Source organism: Saliniferula longa (assembly GCF_050789285.1).
In the GTDB taxonomy this organism is placed as follows: Bacteria; Pseudomonadota; Alphaproteobacteria; order Rhodobacterales; family Rhodobacteraceae; genus CAVPWP01.
Genome location: NZ_JBOUVX010000001.1, coordinates 621820 through 644343, shown reverse-complemented (window position 1 = coordinate 644343; position 22524 = coordinate 621820). Strand labels below are relative to the sequence as shown.

22 protein-coding genes are annotated in these 22524 nt (G+C 70.1%); 5 read left to right on the top strand and 17 right to left on the bottom strand.

Going from position 1 to position 22524, the window contains the following annotated elements; genetic code table 11:
* Positions 1 to 2: 2 nt before the first annotated feature.
* The 3 genes from ACRDNQ_RS02905 to ACRDNQ_RS02895 are packed head-to-tail and all read right to left on the bottom strand — an operon-like array spanning position 3 to position 1529.
* Positions 3 to 614 (bottom strand): NADH-quinone oxidoreductase subunit C, encoded by a 612-nt coding sequence (locus ACRDNQ_RS02905; RefSeq protein WP_431827125.1) that lies wholly within the window; start codon positions 612 to 614, stop codon positions 3 to 5.
* Positions 615 to 648: 34 nt separating this feature from the next.
* A complete protein-coding gene (locus tag ACRDNQ_RS02900; RefSeq protein WP_431827124.1) occupies positions 649 to 1194 on the bottom strand; it encodes a NuoB/complex I 20 kDa subunit family protein in 546 nt (181 codons plus the stop codon).
* Positions 1164 to 1529, bottom strand: coding sequence for an NADH-quinone oxidoreductase subunit A (locus ACRDNQ_RS02895; RefSeq protein ID WP_431827123.1), 366 nt, complete (start codon positions 1527 to 1529; stop codon positions 1164 to 1166). Before ACRDNQ_RS02895 ends, ACRDNQ_RS02900 begins: the two co-directional genes overlap by 31 nt.
* Positions 1530 to 1742: 213 nt before the next feature.
* On the opposite strand from ACRDNQ_RS02895, the gene ACRDNQ_RS02890 reads away from it, so the two are divergent.
* Positions 1743 to 3986 carry a hypothetical protein gene (locus ACRDNQ_RS02890; protein ID WP_431827122.1) on the top strand — a complete coding sequence of 748 codons (2244 nt, stop codon included), beginning with the start codon at positions 1743 to 1745 and terminating at the stop codon, positions 3984 to 3986.
* Here the strand turns inward: ACRDNQ_RS02890 and ACRDNQ_RS02885 are convergent.
* The 11 genes from ACRDNQ_RS02885 to ACRDNQ_RS02835 form a co-directional block, all read right to left on the bottom strand.
* Positions 3976 to 4785 (bottom strand): crotonase/enoyl-CoA hydratase family protein, encoded by an 810-nt coding sequence (locus tag ACRDNQ_RS02885; protein WP_431827121.1) that lies wholly within the window; start codon positions 4783 to 4785, stop codon positions 3976 to 3978. The genes ACRDNQ_RS02890 and ACRDNQ_RS02885 overlap by 11 nt on opposite strands.
* Positions 4778 to 5641 carry a hydroxymethylglutaryl-CoA lyase gene (locus tag ACRDNQ_RS02880; protein ID WP_431827120.1) on the bottom strand — a complete coding sequence of 288 codons (864 nt, stop codon included), beginning with the start codon at positions 5639 to 5641 and terminating at the stop codon, positions 4778 to 4780. The genes ACRDNQ_RS02885 and ACRDNQ_RS02880 overlap by 8 nt, the downstream gene beginning before the upstream one ends.
* Complete coding sequence (locus tag ACRDNQ_RS02875; protein WP_431827119.1) at positions 5634 to 7571, bottom strand: acetyl/propionyl/methylcrotonyl-CoA carboxylase subunit alpha; 1938 nt, start codon at positions 7569 to 7571, stop codon at positions 5634 to 5636. The genes ACRDNQ_RS02880 and ACRDNQ_RS02875 overlap by 8 nt, the downstream gene beginning before the upstream one ends.
* A 12-nt stretch (positions 7572 to 7583) precedes the next feature.
* Positions 7584 to 8144: a thermonuclease family protein gene (locus ACRDNQ_RS02870; protein ID WP_431827118.1), complete on the bottom strand. Its 561-nt coding sequence runs from the start codon at positions 8142 to 8144 to the stop codon at positions 7584 to 7586.
* 51 nt (positions 8145 to 8195) lie between these two features.
* Positions 8196 to 8615 carry an ASCH domain-containing protein gene (locus tag ACRDNQ_RS02865; protein ID WP_431827117.1) on the bottom strand — a complete coding sequence of 140 codons (420 nt, stop codon included), beginning with the start codon at positions 8613 to 8615 and terminating at the stop codon, positions 8196 to 8198.
* A 5-nt stretch (positions 8616 to 8620) separates the two neighbouring features.
* Positions 8621 to 10225: a carboxyl transferase domain-containing protein gene (locus ACRDNQ_RS02860; protein ID WP_431827116.1), complete on the bottom strand. Its 1605-nt coding sequence runs from the start codon at positions 10223 to 10225 to the stop codon at positions 8621 to 8623.
* The gene (locus ACRDNQ_RS02855) at positions 10222 to 10731 is read right to left on the bottom strand and encodes a lysozyme inhibitor LprI family protein (RefSeq protein WP_431827115.1); all 510 of its coding nucleotides are present in this window, start codon (positions 10729 to 10731) and stop codon (positions 10222 to 10224) included. The genes ACRDNQ_RS02860 and ACRDNQ_RS02855 overlap by 4 nt, the downstream gene beginning before the upstream one ends.
* A 34-nt stretch (positions 10732 to 10765) precedes the next feature.
* Positions 10766 to 11161, bottom strand: coding sequence for a DUF1622 domain-containing protein (locus ACRDNQ_RS02850; RefSeq protein ID WP_431827114.1), 396 nt, complete (start codon positions 11159 to 11161; stop codon positions 10766 to 10768).
* A gap of 21 nt (positions 11162 to 11182) precedes the next feature.
* Complete coding sequence (locus tag ACRDNQ_RS02845; protein WP_431827113.1) at positions 11183 to 12346, bottom strand: acyl-CoA dehydrogenase family protein; 1164 nt, start codon at positions 12344 to 12346, stop codon at positions 11183 to 11185.
* Positions 12347 to 12422: 76 nt separating this feature from the next.
* Positions 12423 to 13646 carry a DegT/DnrJ/EryC1/StrS family aminotransferase gene (locus ACRDNQ_RS02840; protein WP_431827112.1) on the bottom strand — a complete coding sequence of 408 codons (1224 nt, stop codon included), beginning with the start codon at positions 13644 to 13646 and terminating at the stop codon, positions 12423 to 12425.
* A gap of 74 nt (positions 13647 to 13720) precedes the next feature.
* Positions 13721 to 14386 carry an HAD-IA family hydrolase gene (locus ACRDNQ_RS02835; RefSeq protein WP_431827111.1) on the bottom strand — a complete coding sequence of 222 codons (666 nt, stop codon included), beginning with the start codon at positions 14384 to 14386 and terminating at the stop codon, positions 13721 to 13723.
* A 127-nt stretch (positions 14387 to 14513) separates the two neighbouring features.
* Between ACRDNQ_RS02835 and glmU the strand changes: the two genes are divergently transcribed.
* The 3 genes from glmU to ACRDNQ_RS02820 are packed head-to-tail and all read left to right on the top strand — an operon-like array spanning position 14514 to position 18383.
* Positions 14514 to 15887, top strand: coding sequence for a bifunctional UDP-N-acetylglucosamine diphosphorylase/glucosamine-1-phosphate N-acetyltransferase GlmU (gene glmU / locus ACRDNQ_RS02830; RefSeq protein ID WP_431827110.1), 1374 nt, complete (start codon positions 14514 to 14516; stop codon positions 15885 to 15887).
* A 4-nt stretch (positions 15888 to 15891) separates the two neighbouring features.
* A complete protein-coding gene (glmS, locus tag ACRDNQ_RS02825; RefSeq protein WP_431827109.1) occupies positions 15892 to 17706 on the top strand; it encodes a glutamine--fructose-6-phosphate transaminase (isomerizing) in 1815 nt (604 codons plus the stop codon).
* Positions 17703 to 18383: a DNA alkylation repair protein gene (locus tag ACRDNQ_RS02820; RefSeq protein WP_431827108.1), complete on the top strand. Its 681-nt coding sequence runs from the start codon at positions 17703 to 17705 to the stop codon at positions 18381 to 18383. The genes glmS and ACRDNQ_RS02820 overlap by 4 nt, the downstream gene beginning before the upstream one ends.
* On the opposite strand, the gene ACRDNQ_RS02815 is transcribed toward ACRDNQ_RS02820, so the two are convergent.
* From ACRDNQ_RS02815 to ACRDNQ_RS02805, 3 genes are read right to left on the bottom strand one after another with little or no spacing between them, the layout of a single operon-like run.
* A complete protein-coding gene (locus tag ACRDNQ_RS02815) occupies positions 18380 to 19300 on the bottom strand; it encodes an HNH endonuclease (RefSeq protein WP_431827107.1) in 921 nt (306 codons plus the stop codon). The two genes, ACRDNQ_RS02820 and ACRDNQ_RS02815, sit on opposite strands and share 4 nt — an antisense overlap.
* 6 nt (positions 19301 to 19306) lie before the next feature.
* Positions 19307 to 20926 (bottom strand): AMP-binding protein, encoded by a 1620-nt coding sequence (locus ACRDNQ_RS02810; protein WP_431827106.1) that lies wholly within the window; start codon positions 20924 to 20926, stop codon positions 19307 to 19309.
* Between the two features lie 10 nt (positions 20927 to 20936).
* Complete coding sequence (locus tag ACRDNQ_RS02805) at positions 20937 to 21422, bottom strand: hypothetical protein (RefSeq protein WP_431827105.1); 486 nt, start codon at positions 21420 to 21422, stop codon at positions 20937 to 20939.
* A gap of 83 nt (positions 21423 to 21505) precedes the next feature.
* On the opposite strand from ACRDNQ_RS02805, the gene moaA reads away from it, so the two are divergent.
* The gene (moaA, locus tag ACRDNQ_RS02800; RefSeq protein ID WP_431827104.1) at positions 21506 to 22510 is read left to right on the top strand and encodes a GTP 3',8-cyclase MoaA; all 1005 of its coding nucleotides are present in this window, start codon (positions 21506 to 21508) and stop codon (positions 22508 to 22510) included.
* Positions 22511 to 22524: the final 14 nt, after the last annotated feature.

The window sequence follows — 22524 nt, the reverse complement described above, 5'->3', positions numbered from 1 at the left end:
CCTCAGGCCCCGCCCGCCTTGGCCTTCTCGTCGCCCGGCAGGATGTACTGCGCCCCTTCCCAGGGGCTCATGAAATCGAAGTTCCGATACTCCTGCACCAGCTTCACGGGTTCGTAGACCACGCGCTTCTGCGCCTCGTCATAGCGCACCTCGACATACCCCGTCGTCGGGAAGTCCTTGCGCAGGGGATGGCCGCGAAAGCCGTAGTCCGTCAGAAGGCGCCGCAGGTCCGGGTGCCCCGAGAAGAGGATGCCGAACATGTCGAAGACCTCGCGCTCGAACCAGCCGGCCGAAGGGTGCACGGACACGATCGACGGCACCATGTCGTCCTCGCGCGCCTGCAGCTTCAGGCGGATGCGGTGGTTCTGGTACATCGACAGGAAGTGATAGACGACGTCGAAGCGGGCCTCGCGTTCGGGGTGGTCGACGGCGGTGATGTCGACCAGAGTCGACAGACGGCACCCGCGGTCGACCCTGAGGAATTCCACGAAGCTGACCAGCGTCGAGGGGGCGACCTGCAGCGTCAGCTCGCCCTGCGCGATCTCCCACGACAGGACGCAGTCGGGGCGCTTGGCCTCGATATGACCGGCTAGCTCGCGAAGCGCTTCGCTCATGGCTTGTCCTTCCTTGATGGCGCGCGGGCCCGCCTCAGCGGACGATCGTCCCGGTGCGCCGGATCTTCCGCTGAAGCTGCAGGATGCCGTAAAGCAGCGCCTCGGCGGTCGGCGGGCAGCCCGGCACGTAGATGTCGACCGGCACGATGCGGTCGCAGCCCCGCACAACGGAATAGCTGTAGTGGTAATAACCCCCGCCGTTGGCGCAGGAGCCCATCGAGATCACGTAGCGCGGCTCGGGCATCTGGTCGTAGACCTTGCGCAGGGCCGGCGCCATCTTGTTGGTCAGCGTCCCCGCCACGATCATCAGATCCGACTGCCGCGGCGAGGCGCGTGGCGCGGTGCCGAAGCGTTCGAGGTCGTAGCGCGGCATCGAGGTGTGCATCATCTCGACCGCGCAGCAGGCCAGACCGAAGGTCATCCAGTGCAGCGATCCGGTGCGCGCCCAGTTGATGATGTCGTCGGTCGAGGTCAGCAGGAACCCCTTGTCCTGCAACTCGGCGTTGAGCTGCCGGGCGGCGACGTCCTTGTCGGGTCCGGCGGTGGCGGCTATTCCCATTCCAGCGCCCCCTTCTTCCATTCATAGGCGAAGCCGACCGTCAGCACGGCCAGGAAGACCATCATCGACCAGAAGGCGGTCATGCTGATCTCGCCGAAGGCCACCGACCACGGGAACAGGAACGCGATCTCGAGGTCGAAGATGATGAACAGGATCGACACGAGGTAGAACCGCACGTCGAACTTCATCCGCGCGTCGTCGAAGGCGTTGAACCCGCACTCGTAGGCGCTGACCTTCTCGGGGTCGGGGTTGCGGACCGCGATCACCGCCGCGGCAAGGATCAGCACGAGCCCCAGGCCGATGGCCATCGCCAGAAAGATCAGGATCGGGAGGTATTCCCGCAAGAGATCGTCCACGTCTCGGCTCCTTCTCCATGCGTTCGTCGCATGTTCTCAGTTGGCCAAGTCCTAATCCCGTGACCGGGGAGGGTCAATCCACGCAGACCGTCAAACTGGCCCCGGAAACCGGGCCGCATCCGTGTGGGAAATATGCCCGATCGAGAAAATCAGGGGTTGACCCAGCGTCAGATGTGACAAGACTTTCAAGGTATTGAAGTGGAAGCACAGATTATGGCGACAATTACCGTCACGACAACGGCCGATATTGTCGACCCCGATGACGGCCTTTTGTCGCTGCGCGAGGCGGTGGCCCTGGCCAACGGAACGGCCGAAGACGACACGGTCACGTTTCTGGCCGGCCTTGGACCTGTCCAGCTGAGCAGCCAGACCTCGGCGAACACCCTGTCCGGGTTCGGCGGCATCACGATCGCCGCCGCGGGCGGCGCGCTGACGATCGACGGCAACCCCGGCGAGGCCGGCGGCCGCCCCCCCGTCACCATCGACGCGAACGGGCAGACCGCGCATTTCTTCGTCGAGGCCGGCGCATCGGCGACGTTCCGCAATCTGAACCTGATCGATGGCGCGTCCCTCATCGGCGGTCAGGCCGCCAACGGCAGCGGATCGGGCGGCCACGCCGCCGACGGGCGCGCGGCCTTCGCGTCGATCCGCAACGACGGGACGCTGGCGCTTGAACGCATCGAGTTCGACGGCAACACCGCCATCGCGGAAGCCGGCGGAGACGGCGCGAACGGCGTCTATCCGGGCAACGTGCCGGCCGCCTTCAGCGGCACCGACGGCGCCTTCGGAGTGACCGCGACTGGCGGCGGAGACGGGATCGACGGCAAGAATGCCGACGACGGCGGCAACGGTGGCGACGGCGGCGATGCGGCCACGGTCGTGAACAACGGCACGATCACGGTGACGCATGTCGCCTTTCTCGACGGCAATGTGTCGCAGGGGGGCGCGGGCGGCGACGGCGGCGACGGCGGACGCGGCGGGCGCGGGGCCGACGGCGGTTCGGGCGGGGATGCCTACACCGGCCTTGGATGGTTCACCTCGGCCAAGGCCGGGGGCGACGGCGGCGACGGCGGGCGGGGCGGCAATGGCGGCTTCGCCGGACACGCCGGCACAAGCGTGATCGGCATCCTCAACCTTGGCAGCGCCACGGTGAACGGATCGCTCGTGGTCGGCGCCGCCGGCCTGCCGGCCCCCTTCACCGCCGCCGGCGGGCTGGGCGGCGACGGCGGCCTGATGGGGGTCAGGGGCGCGGGCGGGCTGGGCGGCGACCGGGACTTCGGCGACCGGGCCGCGTCGGGCAGCAACGGTCTTGGGCGTCCGGCCGGCGTCACCGGCGGCCTTTACAGCGGCGATGGGATTGACCGCGGCAATACGGCCCCGGGACCCCATGTCGAAGGGATCGCGGGCGGCGGGGCGGTCGACCTTGTCGAATCGATCGTCTGGTCGCGGCTGGAAAGCGGCGGCGTCGAAGGCGACGCGATCGTCTTGACGGTGGGCATGGTCGGCGCCGACTTCACCGAAGGCGGTGTGCGCTGGTCGGTCGAGCTTGGCGGCAACCTGACGTTCACGGACTTCGCCCCCGGAACCTCGTTCGCCGGGGTGATCGGCTGGGGCACCCTGAACACGCATACGGCCGAAATCACCTTGCAGACGATCGTGGACGACGCGCTGGAATACGACGAGTTCGTGACCCTCACCCTTGGCCGCGAGGGCGATCAGGGGGCGGGGCGCATCATCGAAACGCCGTCGTCGACGGTGCGGATCACGCCCGCTGACGCGGGCATCGCGCGCGGCGACGACTTCATGCAGGGCAGCGAGGGCGCCGACACCATCGAGGGTGGCGACGGCGACGACACGATCAGCGGCTACGGCGCGGACGACCACCTGCTGGGCGGCGCGGGGCGCGACACGCTTTACGGCGGCGCGGGCGCCGACACGATCGACGGCGGCAGCGGCGGCGACCGGCTGTATGGCGGGGCGGGCCGCGACCGGATCCTTGTCGACGATCCCGGCGACATCGTCTTCGGCAACGCCGACGGGGCGGACGTGATCGCCGTCGGCACGGCCGCGGTCATCGACATGAGGAACTGGGAGGACGTGCTGACGCTGACGGCCACGGACGGCGCCGAGACCATCTTTTCCTCGAACGGCCCTGCCGGGCAGCAGATCGACGCGATGGGGGGCGACGACACGGTCTGGGCCTCGAACCACGACGACACCCTGTCGGGGGGCGCCGGGGCCGACGCCCTCGACGGCGGCGCCGGCGACGACTTCATCTTCGGCGGTGCGGGCGACGATGCCCTTGCGGGCCAGGACGGCGACGACGTTCTCGTCGGCGGAGACGCGGCGCAATCCGCCGAGATGGACGCTTTTCTAGAACGCTATTCCTGGCTGATCGCGAGCCCCATGGCCTTCGCGGACGACATCGGCGCCGACGGGTTCGACTTCAGCTTCTGACCGGCCGTTCCGGCCGAGGCCCGGTCCAGGACGCCTCGCGCCGGTCGAAGAACGCCGCGATCCCTTCGGCGGCTTCCGCGCTTTCCCAGCGCGCGACCAGCGCGGCGATGGTCGCCTCGACCACCGCATCGTCGATCGGCGCGGTCAGCTGGCGCACCAGCGCCTTGGCCTCGGCCAGCGCGCCCGGGGCGCACGACAGATAGGGGGCGACCTCGGCCTCGACGGCGGCGTCAAGCATGTCGGGCGCGACCGCCCGCGCGACAAGGCCAAGCGTCACCGCCTCGGGCGCGTCGAAGACGCGGGACGAAAAGAACACCCGCCGCGCCCGCGCCGCCCCCATGCGGGCCACGACATAGGGGCCGATGGTCGCCGGGATCAGGCCCAGCCGCGTCTCGGTCAGGCCGAAGCGCGCGGTGTCGGCGGCCACGGCCACGTCACAGACCGACATCAAGCCCAGGCCGCCGCCGAAGGCGTTGCCCTGCACCCGGCCGACAAGCGGCTTGGGCAGGTGGTCGAGCGCCCGCAGCATCAGCGCAAGCCGGCGCGCGCCCGCCGCGCGGGTCGGCGCATCGGCCGCCATCTGCGCCCGCATCCAGCCCAGATCGCCGCCCGCGCAAAAGCTTTGCCCCTCGGCGGCAAGGACCACGACACGCACCGTGTCGTCCGCGCCGAGGGCCTGCGCGGCCCGGGTGAGATCGTCGATCATCTGCTCGGACAGAGCGTTGTGCTTATCGGGCCGCGCCAGCCACAGCGTCGCCACACCGCGCGTGTCGCGCGTCACCCTGACCGTGTCAGCCATTGCCAACCGTCCTCATCCCCTGCGCCATCTCCGCGGCCCGCGCCAGAACGCCGGCATCCAGCCCCGTCTTGTAGCCAAGGCGGGTCAGCCGGGCGTGCACCGCCCCGGTCGCCACGTTGCCCGCCGCCCCCGGCGCGAAGGGGCAACCGCCCAGCCCGCCCACCGCCGCGTCGAAGACCCGCAGCCCATGATCGAGCGCGACCTCGACATTGTCGAGCGCCCGCCCCCCGGTGTCGTGGAAATGACCTGCCAGCCGATCTGGCCCCGCCACCTCCAGCACCGCGCGCAGCATCGCGGCGACGGTGTCGGGCGTGCCGGCCCCAAGCGTGTCCCCCAGGCTGACCTCGTAGCAGCCAAGGTCGAACAGCGCGGCGGCCACGCGCGCCGCGTTGCCGGGCGGGGTCGGCCCGTCATAAGGACAGTCGGTCACGCAGGAGACATAGCCGCGCATCGGCAGTCCCTCGGCCGCGGCCGCCCGGGCCACCGGGGCGAACCGGTCTAGGCTTTCGGCGATGGTCGCGTTCAGGTTGGCCTTCGAAAAGCCTTCGCTGGCCGAGGCGAAAATCGCGATCTCGTCGGCACGCGCGGCGACGGCGCGCTCGAATCCCTGAAGGTTCGGCGTCAGCACGGCGTAGCGCACGCCGGGCGCACGGGTGATGCCGGCCAGCACGTCGGCCCCGTCGGCCATCTGCGGCACCCATCGGGGGCTGACGAAGCTGGCCACCTCGATCCGGCGGAAGCCCGCGCCCGACAGGCAGTCGACGAGCGCGATCTTTTCCGACGCCGGAATAAGCCGCGCCTCGTTCTGAAGCCCGTCGCGCGGGCCCACTTCGAAGATCTCGACCCGCTCAGCCATCGCCGGCCTCGAGCCGCACGAGGGGGGCGCCCGCCTCGACCTGCGCGCCGGCGGCGACAAGCACCTCGGCCACGACCCCGTCGCGGGCCGACGTCAGCACATGCTCCATCTTCATCGCCTCGAGCACGGCCAGGCGCTGGCCCTTCCCCACCGCGTCACCCGGCCGGACATCGACGGCGCTGACCCGGCCCGGCATGGGCGACAGGACCACGTCCGCGCCCACGCCCGCCTCGGCCCCGCGGTCAAGGGGGTCGGGCACCTCGAAGGCGGCGGCATCGCCGCCGAAGACCGTGACCCTGGCCCCGTGGCGCACCGCGCGAAGCCCCGTCTTTTCGCCGTCGACCCACCAGGCCCCATCGCGGCGGTCAAGCACCAGCCGGTTTCCCGCCCCCTCGACCGCGAAGCGCGCCGGCCCCTCGACCGTGACCCGCACGGCAAGGTCCGCGCCGCCCTGCCGAAGGCGCGTCTCCCAGGCCAGCGGCTGCCAGAGGGCGAATCCGGTCGCCCCCTTGGCCGGAAGGCCCAGCGCGGTCAGCGCGGCAACCGCGACGGCGCCGTCGGAGGGGGCCTTCTCGGCCGTCAGCGCGGCAAGGTCGCGGGCGATGAGACCGGTGTCGACCTCGCCCGCGGCGAAGCCGGCGTGTCCGGCCAGTTTGCACAGAAATGCATGATTTGTGACAGTTCCGGCGATTTCCGTGCCTGCCAGCGACGCCCGAAGTCGTGAAAGGGCAAGCGCGCGCGTCGGCCCATGCACCACGATCTTCGCGATCATCGGGTCGTAGTGCGGGGAAATCGCGTCACCCGCCCGCACGCCGCTGTCCACCCGGACGCCATCGGGGAAGGCCAGATGATCCAGTCGTCCCGTGGCCGGCAGGAAGCCCGCCGGCACGTCTTCGGCGTAAAGGCGCGCCTCGAAGGCGTGGCCGTCGATCGACAGATCGGCCTGCGCGAGCGGCAGCGCCTCGCCCGCCGCGACGCGAAGCTGCCATTCCACCAGGTCGACGCCGGTGATCACTTCGGTCACCGGATGCTCGACCTGAAGACGGGTGTTCATTTCCATGAACCAGAATCCGTCCGGGCGAAGGCCACGGCCGCCGTCGACGATGAACTCGACGGTCCCTGCCCCCTTGTAGCCGATGGCCTCGGCCGCGCGCACAGCCGCCGCCCCCATCGCGGCACGCATCTCGGACGTCATCCCCGGCGCGGGGGCTTCCTCGATCACCTTCTGGTGGCGGCGCTGGAGCGAACAGTCGCGTTCGAACAGATGCACCGCCCGGGTGCCATCGCCGAAGACCTGCACCTCGATGTGGCGCGGCGTGTCGATGTATTTCTCGACCAGCACGGCGTCGTTGCCGAAGGCGCCGCGCGCCTCGGCACGGGCCGATTCAAGCGCCATCACGAAGTCCTGCGGCCGGTCGACCCGGCGCATGCCCTTGCCGCCGCCGCCCGCCACCGCCTTGATCAGCACCGGATAGCCGATCGCGGCGGCCTCGACCTCGAGATGGCCGGGGTCCTGATCGGCGCCGTGATAGCCCGGCACCACCGGCACGCCCGCATCCGCCATCAGGCGCTTGGCGGCATCCTTCAGACCCATCGCGCGGATGGCATCGGCCGACGGGCCGATGAAGGTCAGGCCCGCGGCGTCGACCGCTTCGACGAACGAGGGGTTCTCGCTGAGAAAGCCGTAGCCGGGATGGATCGCCGTCGCGCCGGTCGCCAGCGCCGCCTCGATGATCCGGTCGCCGCGAAGATAGCTTTCGGCCGGCGCGGCCCCGCCGATGCGCACGGCCCGGTCGGCCAGCGCGACATGCAGCGCGTCGCGGTCGGCGTCCGACCAGACCGCGACGGTGCCCACGCCAAGCCGCCGGCAGGTCCGGATCACCCGGCAGGCGATCTCGCCCCGGTTGGCGATGAGGAGACGCTCAAACATCGCGACACCGGCCTAGCCCTGGCACCAGCTTTCGCGCGCACCCCCGCCATAGGGCCGGGCGAGGCCCGCCTCGATCAGCGGCCGCCCGATGTCGGCGCCGTCGCGCAGCAGCGTCACGAGGCGCCTGTCGTAGCGGTCGAGGCCGCGCTTGACGATGGTGATCTCGTCCGCCGTCCAGATCAGCCGCCGCAATTCCCACTTGGCGCGCATCGCCAGAAGGTATTCCTGCGGGCAGGACGGGCTGAACAGTTCGGGCGTGTCGACGTTGACGATCCGCGCCCGCTCGACCCCCGTCGCCGGGCACAGGATCGTCACCGTGTCGCCGTCGATCACGTTCAGAACCTGGCAGGCCTCGGGGGGCGACCAGAGGGTGCGCGCCACCCCCTGCGCCATGTCCGCAAGCTGCGGCAGGAACAGAAGCGCAAGCCCGCCCACAACCATGACGGCCTTGAGCGCGCGCACCGGATCGGGCGCCCTGCGCCGCCGGCGCCTGCGTGGCGGGTCCACCGGATGCCGCTGGCGGCTTCGGCGCGCGGGGTCGACGGGAAGGACCGTGTTGCGTCGTCTCGACATGAAGCTGCGCATACTCCGGGAATGGGGCGTGGGTTTGGCCTGTGGCGCGGGTCATGGAACGCCCCCAAGGTCCTCGACCAGGCGGAAGCGCTCGCAGATCAGCTCCATGTCGTCCGACCAGCCGCCGTTCCGCTCGAAATAGGCGCGGTGGTCGCGGCGCCAGCCGTCAAGATCGTCGTTCTCGCCCTCGGCCAGGGCGAAGTCCATGTCGACCTCGCGAAATCGGCGGCGCGTGACCTCGATAGTCTCGATCACCAGGGCAGGGTTTCCGTCCCAGTCGAGCGCGATGTCCCGGCGACCGGCGACCGGGGGCGGTTCGCCGTCCGTTTCGAAGTCGCGGGCTGCGCCGCAGGTCGCGGTCTTTTGCCCGGACCGCACCAGTGCCAGCAACGCGTCGCACAGCGCGCGGCTGTCGCCGAAGGTGAAGGTCACGGCGCCGGGATAACGGGCAAGCGCGTCCTCAAGCGTCATCGCGGTCACATCCGGAACACGCCGAAGCGCGTTTCGTCCACGGGGGCGTTCAGCGCGGCGCGCAGGGACAGGCCAAGGACCTCGCGGCTTTTCCGGGGGTCCACGATCCCGTCGTCCCAGAGCCGAGCCGAGGCGTAAAGCGGGTGCGACTGGCGGTCGAACATCTCGATGGTGGGGCGCTTGAAGTCGGTCTCGTCCTGCGGCGACCAGGTGCCGCCCCCACGCTCGATCCCGTCGCGCCGGACGGTGGCAAGCACGCCGGCCGCCTGCTCGCCCCCCATGACCGAGATGCGGCTGTTGGGCCAGGTCCAGAGGAACCGGGGCTGGTAGGCGCGGCCCGCCATGCCATAGTTGCCGGCCCCGAAGGAACCGCCCACAAGCATGGTGATCTTCGGCACGGCGGTGGTCGCCACGGCCGTCACCATCTTGGCGCCGTGCCGCGCGATGCCCTCGTTCTCGTAGCGGCGGCCGACCATGAAGCCGGTGATGTTCTGCAAAAAGATCAGCGGGATGCGCCGCTGCGAGCAAAGCTCGACGAAATGCGCGCCCTTCTGCGCGGCTTCGGAAAACAGCACGCCGTTGTTGGCGACGATCCCCACGGGGCAGCCCTGCACATGGGCAAAGCCGGTCACCAGCGTTTCGCCGAAGCGCGCCTTGAACTCGTCAAGGCGCGAGCCGTCGACGACGCGCGCGATCACTTCCCGGATGTCGTAGGGTGTGCGCAGGTCGGCGGGCACGACGTCGAGGATCTCGTCGGGGTCGTGGGCCGGCTCCTCGGGGCTGGTCCAGTCCGCCCCGACCGAAGGCGCGGGGCCAAGCGAGGCGACGGCCCGACGGGCCAGCGCCAGCGCATGGGCGTCGTCCTCGGCCAGGTAATCGGCCACGCCCGACAGCCGCGTGTGCACGTCGCCGCCGCCCAGATCCTCGGCGGTGACGACCTCGCCCGTGGCGGCCTTCACCAGCGGCGGGCCGGCCAGGAAGATCGTGCCCTGATCGCGCACGATGATGGTGACGTCAGAAATGGCGGGCACATAGGCCCCGCCCGCCGTGCACGAGCCCATGACCACGGCAATTTGCGGGATGCCCGCCGCGCTCATCCGCGCCTGGTTGTAGAAGATGCGCCCGAAATGGTCGCGGTCGGGAAAGACCTCGTCCTGGTTGGGCAGGTTCGCCCCGCCGCTGTCGACCAGATAGAGGCAGGGCAGCCGGCATTCCTGCGCGATCTCCTGCGCGCGCAGGTGCTTCTTGACCGTCATCGGATAGTAGGTGCCGCCCTTCACGGTCGCGTCGTTGCACACGACCATGACCTCGCGTCCCTGCACGCGTCCCACCCCGGCAATCACGCCCGCGCAGGGCGCGGCGCCGTCGTACATGCCGTGCGCGGCGGTCGCGCCGACCTCGAGAAAGGGCGACCCGGGATCGAGAAGGTTCGCCACCCGGTCGCGGGGCAGCATCTTGCCGCGCGCCACATGGCGCGCCAGCGCGGCCTCGCCGCCGCCCGCCGCGGCGAGCGCCGCCGCCTCGGTCACACGGCCCAGCGCCTCCAGATGCGCGGCCCGGTTCGCGGCCGCGGCGGCGCTGCCGGGCAGATGGGCCGAGTCGAGCTTCATTGCGCCTGCTTTTGGGCCAGACGGTCCTCAAGCGCCAGCGCCTGGCGCGCGGTGATCCGCATGACACATTCGTTCGAGGCCGGGCCGCTGCCGGTTCCGCCGCCCCACTGGGTATATTCGTAAAGGCACGAGGCATCGCGGAATGCGATCCAGGCGCGTTGCATCTCGCGCAGCGCAGGCACCATGGGCGCGGCCGCCGAGCCCAGTTCGGCCAGTTCGGCATCGACCTGTCCGTCGACCTCCAGAAGGGCCTGGTAGGCCGCGTTCAACCGGCCGTCCCAGTATTCGGCCTCTTTCCCAAGGCAGGTCGACATGCCGACCGTCGTGTACCCGTCGGGCGTGTCGATGCAGGCCGCGGCCGAAAGGCCCACGCAGACCTCGCGCAGGACGCCCTCGGCGCGCAGCAGGCAGGCCTCGGTCCCGGCCGGCGAGAAGGGAAGGTCGGGCTGCGCCGCGACTGGCGCGGCGGCAAGGGCAAGGGTCGCGGCAAGAAGAAGATGTCTCATCGGATCGCTCCTGTGGGCAGGGATTGCAGGCGTGTCATGACCTGATCCGTTCATGCTCGATCTCGCGCATCTCGCGGTCGAGGAAGAAGCTGATCGTCGACCGGATCGCGACCAGCGCGCCCAGGATCGCAAGGCTTTCGAGCGTGGGGAAAAGAACGGTGCGGATGATGTCCGAGACGATGAAGACCTCGAGCGCGGAGAGGATGTAGCGCGACAGCACCACCCGCCCGGCATCCATGCGCGCGGCGCTTTGATCCTGCTCGCGAATGCGGACCTCGGCCCCGATGTAGTAGATCGAGAAGCGCACCAGACCGCTGATCAGGATGATCAGGGCGAAGACCTCGACCAGCGTGGCCAGCCCCTCGAGCCAGGGCGTCAGCGGCCCCAGCGTGCCTTCGGTGCCGGTCGTGCCGCCTTCAATCGCGTCCATGTCCACCCCTTGTCCCGCCCTTCAGCCCATCGCCGCCATCAGTTCACGCCCGATCAGCATGCGCCGGATCTCGCTTGTGCCCGCGCCGATCTCCATCAGCTTGGCGTCGCGGAAAAGGCGCGCGACCGGCGCATCGGCCAGAAACCCGGCCCCGCCCATCGCCTGCACCGCCTGATGGGCCTGCTTCATCGCCTCTTCGCTGGCGTAAAGGCAGCAGGCGGCGGCATCCTGCCGCGTGACATCGCCCCGGTCGCAAGCCTTCGCCACTTCATACACATAGGCCCGGGCCGAGTTCAGCGCGGTGTACATGTCGGCGATCTTGCCCTGCATCAGCTGGAACGACCCGATCGGCCGGCCGAACTGATGCCGGTCGCGCAGGTAGGGCAGGACCTCGTCCAGGCAGGCCGCGATGATGCCGGGGCCGATCGCGGCCAGCACGACGCGCTCGTAGTCAAGGCCCGACATCAGCACGCGCACGCCGCGACCTTCCTCGCCCAGGACGTTCTCGAAGGGCACCTCCACGTCCTCGAAGATCAACTCGGCCGTGTTCGACCCGCGCATTCCAAGCTTGTCGAAATGGGGGCTGGTCGAGAAGCCGGTCATGGTCTTCTCGACGAGGAAGGCGGTGATCCCCTTCGAGCCCGCGTCCGGGTCCGTCTTGGCATAGACCACCAGGGTGTCGGCGTCGGGGCCGTTGGTGATCCAGTATTTCGTGCCGGTGAGGCGGTAGTGGTCGTTGCGCCGCTCGGCCCGCAGCGTCATCGACACCACGTCCGAGCCCGCCCCCGCCTCGGACATGGCCAGCGCGCCGACCTCGGCGCCCGAGATCAGCCCGGGAAGGTAGCGCCGCTTCTGCGCCTCGGTGCCGTTCAGGCGGATCTGGTTCACGCAAAGGTTGGAATGCGCCCCGTAGGACAGGCTGACCGAGGCCGAGGCGCGGGCGATCTCTTCGACCGCGACGGCATGGGCAAGATATCCCATCCCGGCCCCGCCGTAGTCTTCTTCCACGGTGATGCCGAGAAGCCCCAGATCGCCCATTTCGCGCCACAGCCCGCGCGGCATGTCGTTGGCCCGGTCGATCTCGGCGGCCAGCGGCTTGAGACGCGCCTGCGCCCAGCGGTGGACCATGTCGCGCAGCGCGGCGACCTCTTCCCCAAGGTCGAAGGTCATGGATGCGGTGAACACGGGTCCTCCTGCCGTTATTGAACGGTCGTTCAAATAATACGGCGGACCGCGGATTCGGTCAATCGCGCCGTGGGTCCTATTCCGCTGCCGCCTGCCCGACCCCGCTTCGGGCGCCTTCGGCCCGCACCTCGTCGGCGACGATCCGGGCGATCAGGTCGCAGTCCGGCAACGAGAAGGTCAGCGGCAGCCGCATGTCGAGAAGCCCGGCCAGGACCCGGTCGGTCGCCGGCATCGGACGGGGCGCGGCATACTCCCAGTGATCGTAGCGCGAGGTGAAGCCCGCGGGGCGTTCGGCCCCGAACCACTTGAGCTCCACCCCCCGCGCCTTGCAGCGCGCGACCACGCCCGCCACGGCCGCGGGCGGCCAGTCGGGCAGCAGGAACTGGAAGGACGAGCCGACGAAGGCCTCGTCGGCCGGGCGGTCGATGATCTTGAGGCCGGGCACGCCGCGCAGGCCGGCCTCGACCCTCCGGTAGCGCGCGGTCCAGCCGGCGCAGCGGTCATCGAGAAGCGCGATCTGCGGCCGCAGGATGGCCGCGCGCAGATTGTCGAGGCGGCCCGAGACGTTCGGAACCTGCCCCAGCAGGGGTTCGAAGACCTCGGGCCCGGGCGCGGCGCCGTGGCGGTCGTGGAACATGTAGGAGCCCGACAGAAGCACGGCCCGCGCGGCGATCCCCGCGTCGTCAGTGACAAGAAGCCCGCCCTCGCCCGAATTCATGTGCTTGTAGGTCTGCGTCGAATAGCAGCCGACCGCGCCGTGCCGCCCCGAGGGCACCCCGCGCCAGCGCGCCCCCATGGTATGGGCGCAATCCTCGATCACGGTGACGCCGGCGGCCGCGCACAGCGCCATCAGCCGATCCATGTCGCAGACATGCCCGCGCATGTGGCTGAGCAACAGGACCCGCGCCGGGGTCGCGGCAAGCCGCGCCTCGAGATCGTCAAGGTCGATCGTCAGCGCCTCGGTCACGCCGACGAACTCAGGCGCCGCCCCCACTGCCGCGATCGCACCGGGTACGGGGGCCAGAGTAAAGGCGTTGGACAGGACCCTGTCGCCGGGTTGCACCCCCACCGCGCGCAGCGCCGTGGCCAGGGCATAGCCACCCGAGGCGACGGCAAGGCAATAGCGCGCGCCGACATAGGTGGCGAACTCGGCCTCGAGCCGCGCGACTTCGGACGTCTCGCCCGGCGCGGCGTTGTAGCGATGAAGCCGCCCGCCGCGCATGACCGCGACCGCCGCCGCGATCCCTTCGTCGGGGATCGGGTCCTGCTGCGTGAAGTTGCCGGTAAAGACCTCGGCCATGGCACCCCTCTTTGGTATCCGAAGGTGGCGGGACGCGGGCGCGCGGTCAATGCCCCAGCAGAGCGGGCGGGGCCTCAGCCGATCAGGCGGGCGACCGTCGCGGGCAGTTCGTCGAAATGGCCGATCAGCGCCTCGGGCGCCAGATCGGCCACGCCCGCCCCGTCGGGCCCGAAGGTGACAAGGATGCAGGGCACGCCCGCGGCCCGAGCCGTGTCGCGGTCGGTCACCGTGTCGCCCACCAGAAGCGAGTGCCCGACGCTCCCGCCCGCGCGGTCGACGGCGGCCAGATAGGGCGCGGGGTCGGGCTTGCGGACCGGCAGCGTGTCGGCGCCGACAAGCGAGGCGAAGGCGTCGCGCACCCCGAGGCGCTGCATCAGAAGCTCGGCCAGCCGCGCGGGCTTGTTGGTGCAGATGCCCACCCCGTAGCCCGCGCCGCGCAGCACGCCCACTGCCTCCATCGCGCCGGGGTAAAGCCGCGTCTCGCGGTCGATCGCGGCCTCGTAGCTGTCCAGAAGCAGCGGATAATGTGCCGCGATCAGCGCCTCGTCCGCCCCGCCGTTCACGCGCTCGAGCCCCGCGGTCAGCATCGCCCGCCCGCCGCGGAACGCCACGCTCGCGTCGGCCACCGGGTCCAGAACGTCGCCATGACCCATCGCCCGGAAGCAGGCATTCGCCGCGGCGATCAGGTCGCCGCTGGTGTCGGCCAGCGTCCCGTCGAGGTCGAAGATCACCGTCCGCATCCGCCATTCCCCATCGGCAAAGGTTCCCGCGTCGTGTAACCTGACGAAAGAACAAGTGAAGCCCGCCCGCCTTGCGGCACGCCGGGCGCTGAGTAAAACGGCGCAAGCGATAAGGAAAGAGCAGTCGATGCCCACCCAGCTTGTCATCCTCGCCGCCGGCGAGGGAACGCGAATGCTGTCGGACCGCCCGAAGGTCCTGCACGAGATCGCGGGCCTGCCGCTCTACGCCCATGCCATCGCGGCAGGCGCGGCCCTTGACCCCGAGCGCATCGTGCTGGTGCTGGGCCACGGGGCCGAGGCCGTCCGCGCCGATGCCGAGGCGCGCTTCGGCGACGTCGCCATCGCGATCCAGTCCGAACAGCTGGGCACCGCCCACGCCACGGCGCAGGCCCGCGCCGCGCTGGAAGGGGCGACGGGCGATGCCGTCGTGCTTTACGGCGACACCCCCTTCATCCGCCCCGAGACGCTTGTGGCCATGAAGGCCGCCCGCGCGGCGGGTCACGACCTTGTCGTGCTGGGCTTCGAGGCGCGCGACCCCGGCCGCTACGGCCGCCTCGTGCTGGCGGGCGCGAGCCTCGAGAAGATCGTCGAGTTCAAGGACGCCACCCCCGAGGAACGCGCGATCGGGCTGTGCAACAGCGGCGTGATGATGGCCGGGGTCTCGACCCTGTTCGACCTTGTCGATGCGGTCGGCAACGACAACGCGGCCGGCGAGTACTACCTAACCGACATCGTCGCGATCGCGCGCGCCCGGGGCCTGTCGGCCACCGCCGTCACCTGCCCCGAGGCCGAGACGATGGGCATCAACACGCGCGCCGAACTGGCCGAGGCCGAACGGATCTTCCAGGACACCGCCCGCGCCGCGGCGCTGGCCGACGGGGTCACTCTGGTGGCGCCCGACACCGTTCATTTCGCCCACGACACCTGGATCGGCCGCGACGCGGTGGTGGAACCCTTCGTCGTCTTCGGCCCCGGCGTCACGGTCGAGACCGGTGCCACGATCCGCGCCTTCAGCCATCTCGAGGGCTGCCACGTCAGCGCCGGCGCGGTCGTCGGCCCCTATGCCCGGCTGCGCCCCGGCGCCGAGATCGGCAACGATGCCCGCATCGGCAACTTCGTCGAGGTGAAGAACGCCGAGATCGGCGAAGGCGCAAAGGTCAACCACCTCAGCTATGTCGGCGACGCCAGCGTGGGCGAGGCCGCGAACATCGGCGCGGGCACGATCACCTGCAATTACGACGGCGTCTTCAAGCACCGCACGACCATCGGGGCGCGCGCCTTCATCGGCTCGGACACCATGCTGGTGGCCCCGGTGAGCGTGGGCGCGGGCGCGATGACCGCCAGCGGGTCGGTCATCACCGAGGACGTGCCCGACGGCGCGCTGGCCGTCGGCCGGGGGCGGCAGGCGACGAAACCGGGCTTCGCGACACGCTTCTTCGAGAAGCTCCGCGCCCAAAAGGCGGCCCAGAAAGCGGCGCAGGAATCGACGGGGCAGGAGTAGGCCCATGTGCGGGATCATCGGCATCCTCGGCGATCATGAAGCGGCCCCGGCGCTGGTCGATGCGCTCAAGCGGCTGGAATACCGCGGCTACGACAGCGCCGGCATCGCCACGGTGAACGACGGGCATCTCGACCGCCGCCGGGCGGTGGGCAAGCTTGTCAATCTCACCGACCTTCTGGTCCACGACCCCCTGCCCGGCAAGTCCGGTATCGGCCACACCCGCTGGGCCACCCACGGCGCGCCCACGGTGGTGAACGCCCACCCGCACCGCGCCGGGCCCGTGGCCGTTGTCCACAACGGCATCATCGAGAACTTCCGCGAACTGCGCGCCGAGCTTGCCACCCACGGCTATGCCGCCGAAAGCGACACCGACACCGAAACCATCGCGCTGCTCGCGCAGTCGTTCCTCGACGCCGGAAAGACCCCCGTCGAAGCCGCCGAGGCCGCGATCAGCCGGCTGGAGGGCGCCTTCGCGCTGGCCTTCCTGTTCGACGGAGAGCCCGACCTGATCGTGGGCGCGCGCAAGGGCTCGCCCCTCGCCGTGGGCCACGGCGACGGCGAGATGTACCTGGGCTCGGACGCCATCGCGCTGGCGCCCCTGACCGACCGGATCACCTATCTCGAGGAAGGCGACCGCGTGATCCTGACCCGCGCCGGCGCCACGATCCGCGACGCGGGCGGCCGGCTGGTGAACCGCCCGATGCGCCGCATCCGGGTCGATGCCGCGCGGATCGAGAAGGACGGCCACCGGCACTTCATGGCCAAGGAAATCGCCGAGCAGCCCGCCGTCCTGGCCCGCGTGATCGACGCCTACCTCGACGGCGACGCCCTGCGGTTTCCCACGGGTCTGCCCGACTTCGCACAGGTCGAACGGGTCGTGATGGTGGCCTGCGGCACCGCCTTCTATGCCTGCCTGACCGCGAAATACTGGCTCGAACGGATCGCCCGCCTGCCTGTCGAGGTCGACGTAGCCTCCGAGTTCCGCTACCGCGAACCGCCGGTCGGGCCGAACACGCTGGCGATCTTCGTCAGCCAGTCGGGCGAAACGGCCGATACGCTGGCCGCGCTGCGCTATTGCCGCGACAAGGCCGCGATCCTGAGCGTGGTGAACGTGCCCGAAAGCTCGATCGCCCGGGAAAGCGACCTCGCCCTGCCGATCCACGCGGGCGTCGAGGTCGGAGTCGCCTCGACCAAGGCCTTCACCTGCCAGCTTGCCGTGCTGGCGCTGGTCGCGTTGAAGGCGGGCGTCGATCGGGGAACGCTTGATGCGGCCGACGCGGCGGCCCTGCGGGCAGCGTTGCGCAGCCTGCCCGGCCTTGTCAGCCAGGCGCTGAACGCGGGCGAGGCGATCGAGGCGGTCAGCCACGACCTGTCGAAGGCGCGCGACATCCTGTTCCTGGGGCGCGGGATCATGTATCCCATCGCACTGGAGGGCGCGTTGAAACTGAAGGAAATCAGCTACATCCACGCCGAAGGCTATGCATCGGGCGAACTCAAGCATGGCCCCATCGCCCTGATCGATCCGGCCGTGCCGGTGATCGTGATGGCCCCGCGCGACGGGCTTTTCGACAAGACGGTGTCGAACATGCAGGAGGTAATGGCGCGCGGCGGCAAGGTCGTGCTTGTCACCGACGCGGCCGGGGCGCGGGCGGCCTCCGAAGGGGCCTGGCGCGTGATCGAGATGCCGTCCGTCCCCGACGTCCTCGCCCCCATCCTTTACGCCATTCCGGCGCAGCTTCTGGCCTATCACACGGCCGTGGCGAAGGGCACCGACGTGGACCAGCCCCGCAACCTTGCCAAGTCGGTCACGGTGGAATGACGCCCGACGACGCGCTGGCGCAGCTTCGCGCCAAGGCCGATCCGCAGAAGGCGGTGGACATGGCGGCCTACCACAAGGCCGACCGCCCCTATCTGGGCGTTCCGGTGCCTGTGATCGACGACCTGGCGAAGGAATGGCGGGCCGCGCTTTCCCTTGACGATCGCCTGTTGCTCGCCTCGGCGCTTTGGGAGACCGACATCCACGAAGCCCGCGTCGCCGCCGCGAAGCTTCTGACGCAGGCCCGCATCCGCCCCGACGACGAGGGGGCCTGGCGGCTGATCGCGTCCTGGGTGCCCTGGTTCGACGCCTGGGCCATCGCCGACCACGTCGCGGTTGCCGGCCAGAAGCGGCTGGTGTGGAACCCCGCGCGCCTCGACGAGGTCGAAGGCTGGACGACGTCGGACCATATGTGGACGCGCCGCGCCGCCCTGGTGATGACCCTGCCCTGGACGCGCGACCGCAACGCCAAGCCCGACGACCTTGCCCGGCGCGAACGAATCCTCGGCTGGGCCGCGCTTTATGTGGACGACCCCGACTGGTTCATCCAGAAGGCCGTGGCCTGGTGGCTGCGCGATCTGTCCAAGCGCGACCCCGCGCGGGTGCGGGCGTTCCTGGACCGGCACGGGGCAAGGATGAAGGCCTTCTCGCGGCGAGAGGCGGGGCGGATGCTGACCTAGGCCCAGGGCATAGGTTCGTCGGAGAGCGTCTGGCCGAAGACATTCTCGCGATGCCAGCGCAGATTCTCGGGGTGCGGCCAGTTGCGGCGGTCAGCGGGAAGCTGGAGCTTACCATCGGGCAGAAGCAGCCGGTCCACGACTTCGCCCGGGACCTTGTTGCGTGACACGAGGATCGTGTGATCCTCGGCGACCGAAACGAGGCCCCGATCGAACATCCAGTGCAGAGTGCCGGACAGGGCAAGACCGTTGCGGACCGAGTCGCTGCCCTGGCGTTCGACCGGGCGGATATGGGCCGCCTGCACCTCGGGCCGGCCACCGCCGTTCCGCAGGCGCAGGCCCGACATTGCGCAGCGATAGTCGTAGGCTTCGCGCACCTGGCGGCGGAAGGCCACGTCGCGGAACGGGCGCCGGGTCAGGCGTTCAAGCACCGGACGCTCGAAGGGAACGGATGCTTCTTCAAGTTGCAGGGGTTGCGGGTCGTATCGCGTGGCCTCGATCCGCTCAAGGTCGTCCGGCAGACCCAGATTGACGATCCGGGCGAAGTCGGCGTCGGATAGTCGCCGAACTGCGAGTTGGACCGACCCGCCCTTCTTCGGCGTCCCATCGGCCTCCATCAGGGATTCTTCCATCGGACGCCCTGCGAGCAGGCGGGGCACCTCGCGGTCGAAGGGCAGGTAGCTTCCCGGCTCGATGAGGGCGAGAAACCGCCCCTCCTGCCCCGGTTTCGGGATCACCTGCCGGATCTTCGCCACGGCGAAGTACCCGCGCGGACCGGCCTTCACCGGCTCGTAGTAGATGATCCAGTCGCCGACCGCCTCGGACACGGCTTTCAGGTAAGTCTTCGGGAAGTCATACGTCTGGTCAGGCTCGTCGTCATAGATCGAGTCCGCCTTGTGCATCAGGACAAGCTTCACCATCGCCCCCTACCCCCTCTCCCGAAGTTCCCGCCGCAGGATCTTGCCGGTCGCCGTCATCGGCAGGCTGTCGACCGCTTCGATCAGGCGAGGGGCGACGTGGGGGCTGATCCGGTCGCGGACGCGGGCGATGAGGTCGGCCTCGATCGCGGCCAGCGCCACGCCTGCGCGCAGCACCACGAAGGCCTTCACGACCTCGGTCCTCACCGGGTCGGGCACGCCCACCGCCGCGGCCATGACGACGTCGGGGTGGCCGGCAAGGCAGGTCTCGATCTCGGTCGGGCCGATGCGGTAGCCGGCCGAGGTGATCACGTCGTCGTCGCGGCCGACATACCAGAAGTAGCCATCTTCGTCGCGCCGCCCCAGATCGCCCGTGCGCATCCAGTCGCCGGTGAACTTCGCGGCGCTCTTGTCGGGCAGGTTCCAGTAACCCAGGAACATCGCCGGGTCCGGACGGCGCACCGCGATCTCGCCCAGGTCGCCGGGCGGCAGCACCCGGCCCCGGGCGTCGATCACCGCGACCTCGTGTCCCGGCACCGCCTTGCCCATCGAGCCGGGGCGCACCTCCATGACCCCCGCCGCCGAGGTGAGGACGAGGTTGCACTCGGTCTGGCCGTAGAACTCGTTGATCGGCGCGCCCAGCGCCGAGAGGCCCCAGTCCAGCAGGTCCGCCCCCAGGCTTTCCCCGCCCGACCCGACCGAGCGCACCTTGAGCCCCACAGGCACCGTTGCCTGCCGCAGAAGCCGCAGTGCGGTGGGCGGCAGGAACAGGTTGCGCACGCCCTGGTCGCGGATCAGCGCGAAGGCCGCGTCGGGATCGAACCTGCGCATGCGGTGGCTGACCAGTGGCACACCGTAGAACAGGCAGGGCATCGCCATGTCCATCAGCCCGCCGATCCAGGCCCAGTCCGCCGGCGTCCAGCCCCGGTCGCCGGCGCGGGGGAACCCTTCGTGGTGAAGTTCGATCGACGGCAGGTGGCCCAGAAGGAAACGATGCGCATGCAGCGCCCCCTTGGGCGGGCCCGTGGTGCCCGAGGTATAGATCAATACGGCCGGGTCATCGGCCCGCGTCGGTTCGGGCGTGATCTCGCCCGAGGCCTGGGCGATATCCTCCCAGAAGGCGCGGACCGGGGCCTTGGCGCGTCCGGTCACGAAGATGGCGCGAAGGTCGGGCAGGTCGCCGGAAATCTCGTCGATCCTGGGCAGGCTTTCGGGGTCGGTGACGATGACCGTCGCGCCGCTGTCCTGAAGCCGGAAGCGCAAAGCGTCGGGGCCGAACAGCGTGAAAAGCGGAAGCGTCACCGCGCCCAGCTTCCAGGCGGCGAAATGGGTGATCGCGACCTCGGGGCATTGCGGCAGAAGGATCGCCACCCGGTCGCCGCGCGCCACGCCCGCGGCGCGCAGGACGTTGGCGAAGCGGTCCGAGGCGTCGGACAGACGGCCATAGGTCCACGCCTCGATGGCGCCGTCGCCGGGCAGGTGGAGCAGCGCAAGCCGCGAGGGCGCGGCCCGCGCCCAGCTGTCGCAGCAGGCCTCGGCCATGTTGAAACGCTGAGGGATGTCCCAGCGGAACGCGGCGCGCATCGCGTCCCAGTCGCCGCCGGGGCGGATCAGTCGCCGTTCTGTCATCGACTGCCGGTCATCGATAGACGCGCAGCACGACAAGGTCTGTGAGCGGCACCCCCAGAAGCCGGATCGCGGCCAGCGACAGCTCGCTTCCTGCCCCCTCGGCCCCGCCCGAGGGGCGCAACTCGACCTCGACCGCCTGGCCGGTGGCGGCGGACACGACGCGGCCCGTCGTGGCCGAGGCGACCAGGGGCGTGACCAGCCAGAAGCCGGGCTCGGCGGGGTTGCCAAGGCTTGCCACCGTCTCGCCCAGAAGCGTGCCGCCGGCCGTCCCGCGCGCGGCCGCGGCCGCGCGTTCTTCGGGCGTGGTGGTGTCGAACTGCTCGGCCGTGCGGGCGGCCCTGGGTGGGGCCGGTGCGATGGCCGCCGGCGCGACCGCCGGTTCGGGGGCGGCAGCCGCGGCCGGGGCCGGCGCGCCCGTGTGCGGCGGCAAGCGCACCTGCGCGCAGCCGGCAAGGATCGGCAGAAGTAGAAGCGGCAGAAGACGGGCCGGGGTCATGGCCGAAGCCTAGCCCCGCTCGGCCCGCGCGGCAACGCCCGGTCGGCTTGCTAAGGCGCGGGGGCGGCATTACCTTCGCCGGGATGGAGAAGCTTGTCGATCCCTTCCACCGCGCGATCAGCTATCTGCGGGTCTCGGTCACGGACCGCTGCGATTTCCGCTGCGTCTATTGCATGGCCGAGCACATGACCTTCCTGCCGAAGAAGGAACTTCTGACGCTGGAAGAGCTTGACCGGATGTGCTCGGCCTTCGTGAGACTGGGCGTCGAGAAGCTGCGCATCACCGGGGGCGAGCCCTTGGTGCGCCGCGACATCCTGACCTTCTTTCGCGCCATGTCGCGGCACCTCGAAGCGGGCGCGCTGAAGGAACTGACGCTGACCACCAATGGCTCGCAGCTTGAACGTTTCGCAGGCGATCTGGCGTCGGCGGGCGTGCGGCGTGTCAACGTCTCGCTCGACACGCTGGACGAGGCGAAATTCGCCCAGGTCACGCGCTGGGGCCGCCTGCCGAAGGTGCTCAGGGGCATCGACGCGGCCCAGGCGGCGGGGCTGCGCGTCAAGATCAACGCGGTGGCGCTGAAGGGGTTCAACGAGGACGAGCTTTTTCCGCTGCTCGACTGGTGCGCGTCGCGCGACATGGACCTGACCTTCATCGAGGTGATGCCCATGGGCGATCTGGGCGGCGAGGACCGGCTGGACCAGTACTGGAGCCTGAAGGACCTGCGCGCGCGCCTGGCCGGGCGGTTCACGCTGACCGACCTGGCCGAGCGCACGGGCGGCCCCGCACGCTATGTGCGGATCGAGGAGACAGGCCAGAAGGTCGGCTTCATCACGCCGCTCACACACAATTTCTGCGAAAGCTGCAACCGGGTGCGGCTGACCTGCACGGGCGAGCTTTACATGTGCCTCGGTCAGGAGGACATGGCCGACCTGCGCGCGCCGCTGCGCGCCCACCCGGGCGACGACGCCGCGCTCGACCTGGCGATCCGCGCCGCCATCGCCCGCAAGCCGAAAGGCCACGACTTCGACTATTCGCGCCGGCGCGTCGACGGAACGGTGTCGCGCCACATGAGCCACACCGGCGGCTAGCCCTTTCCCCCGGA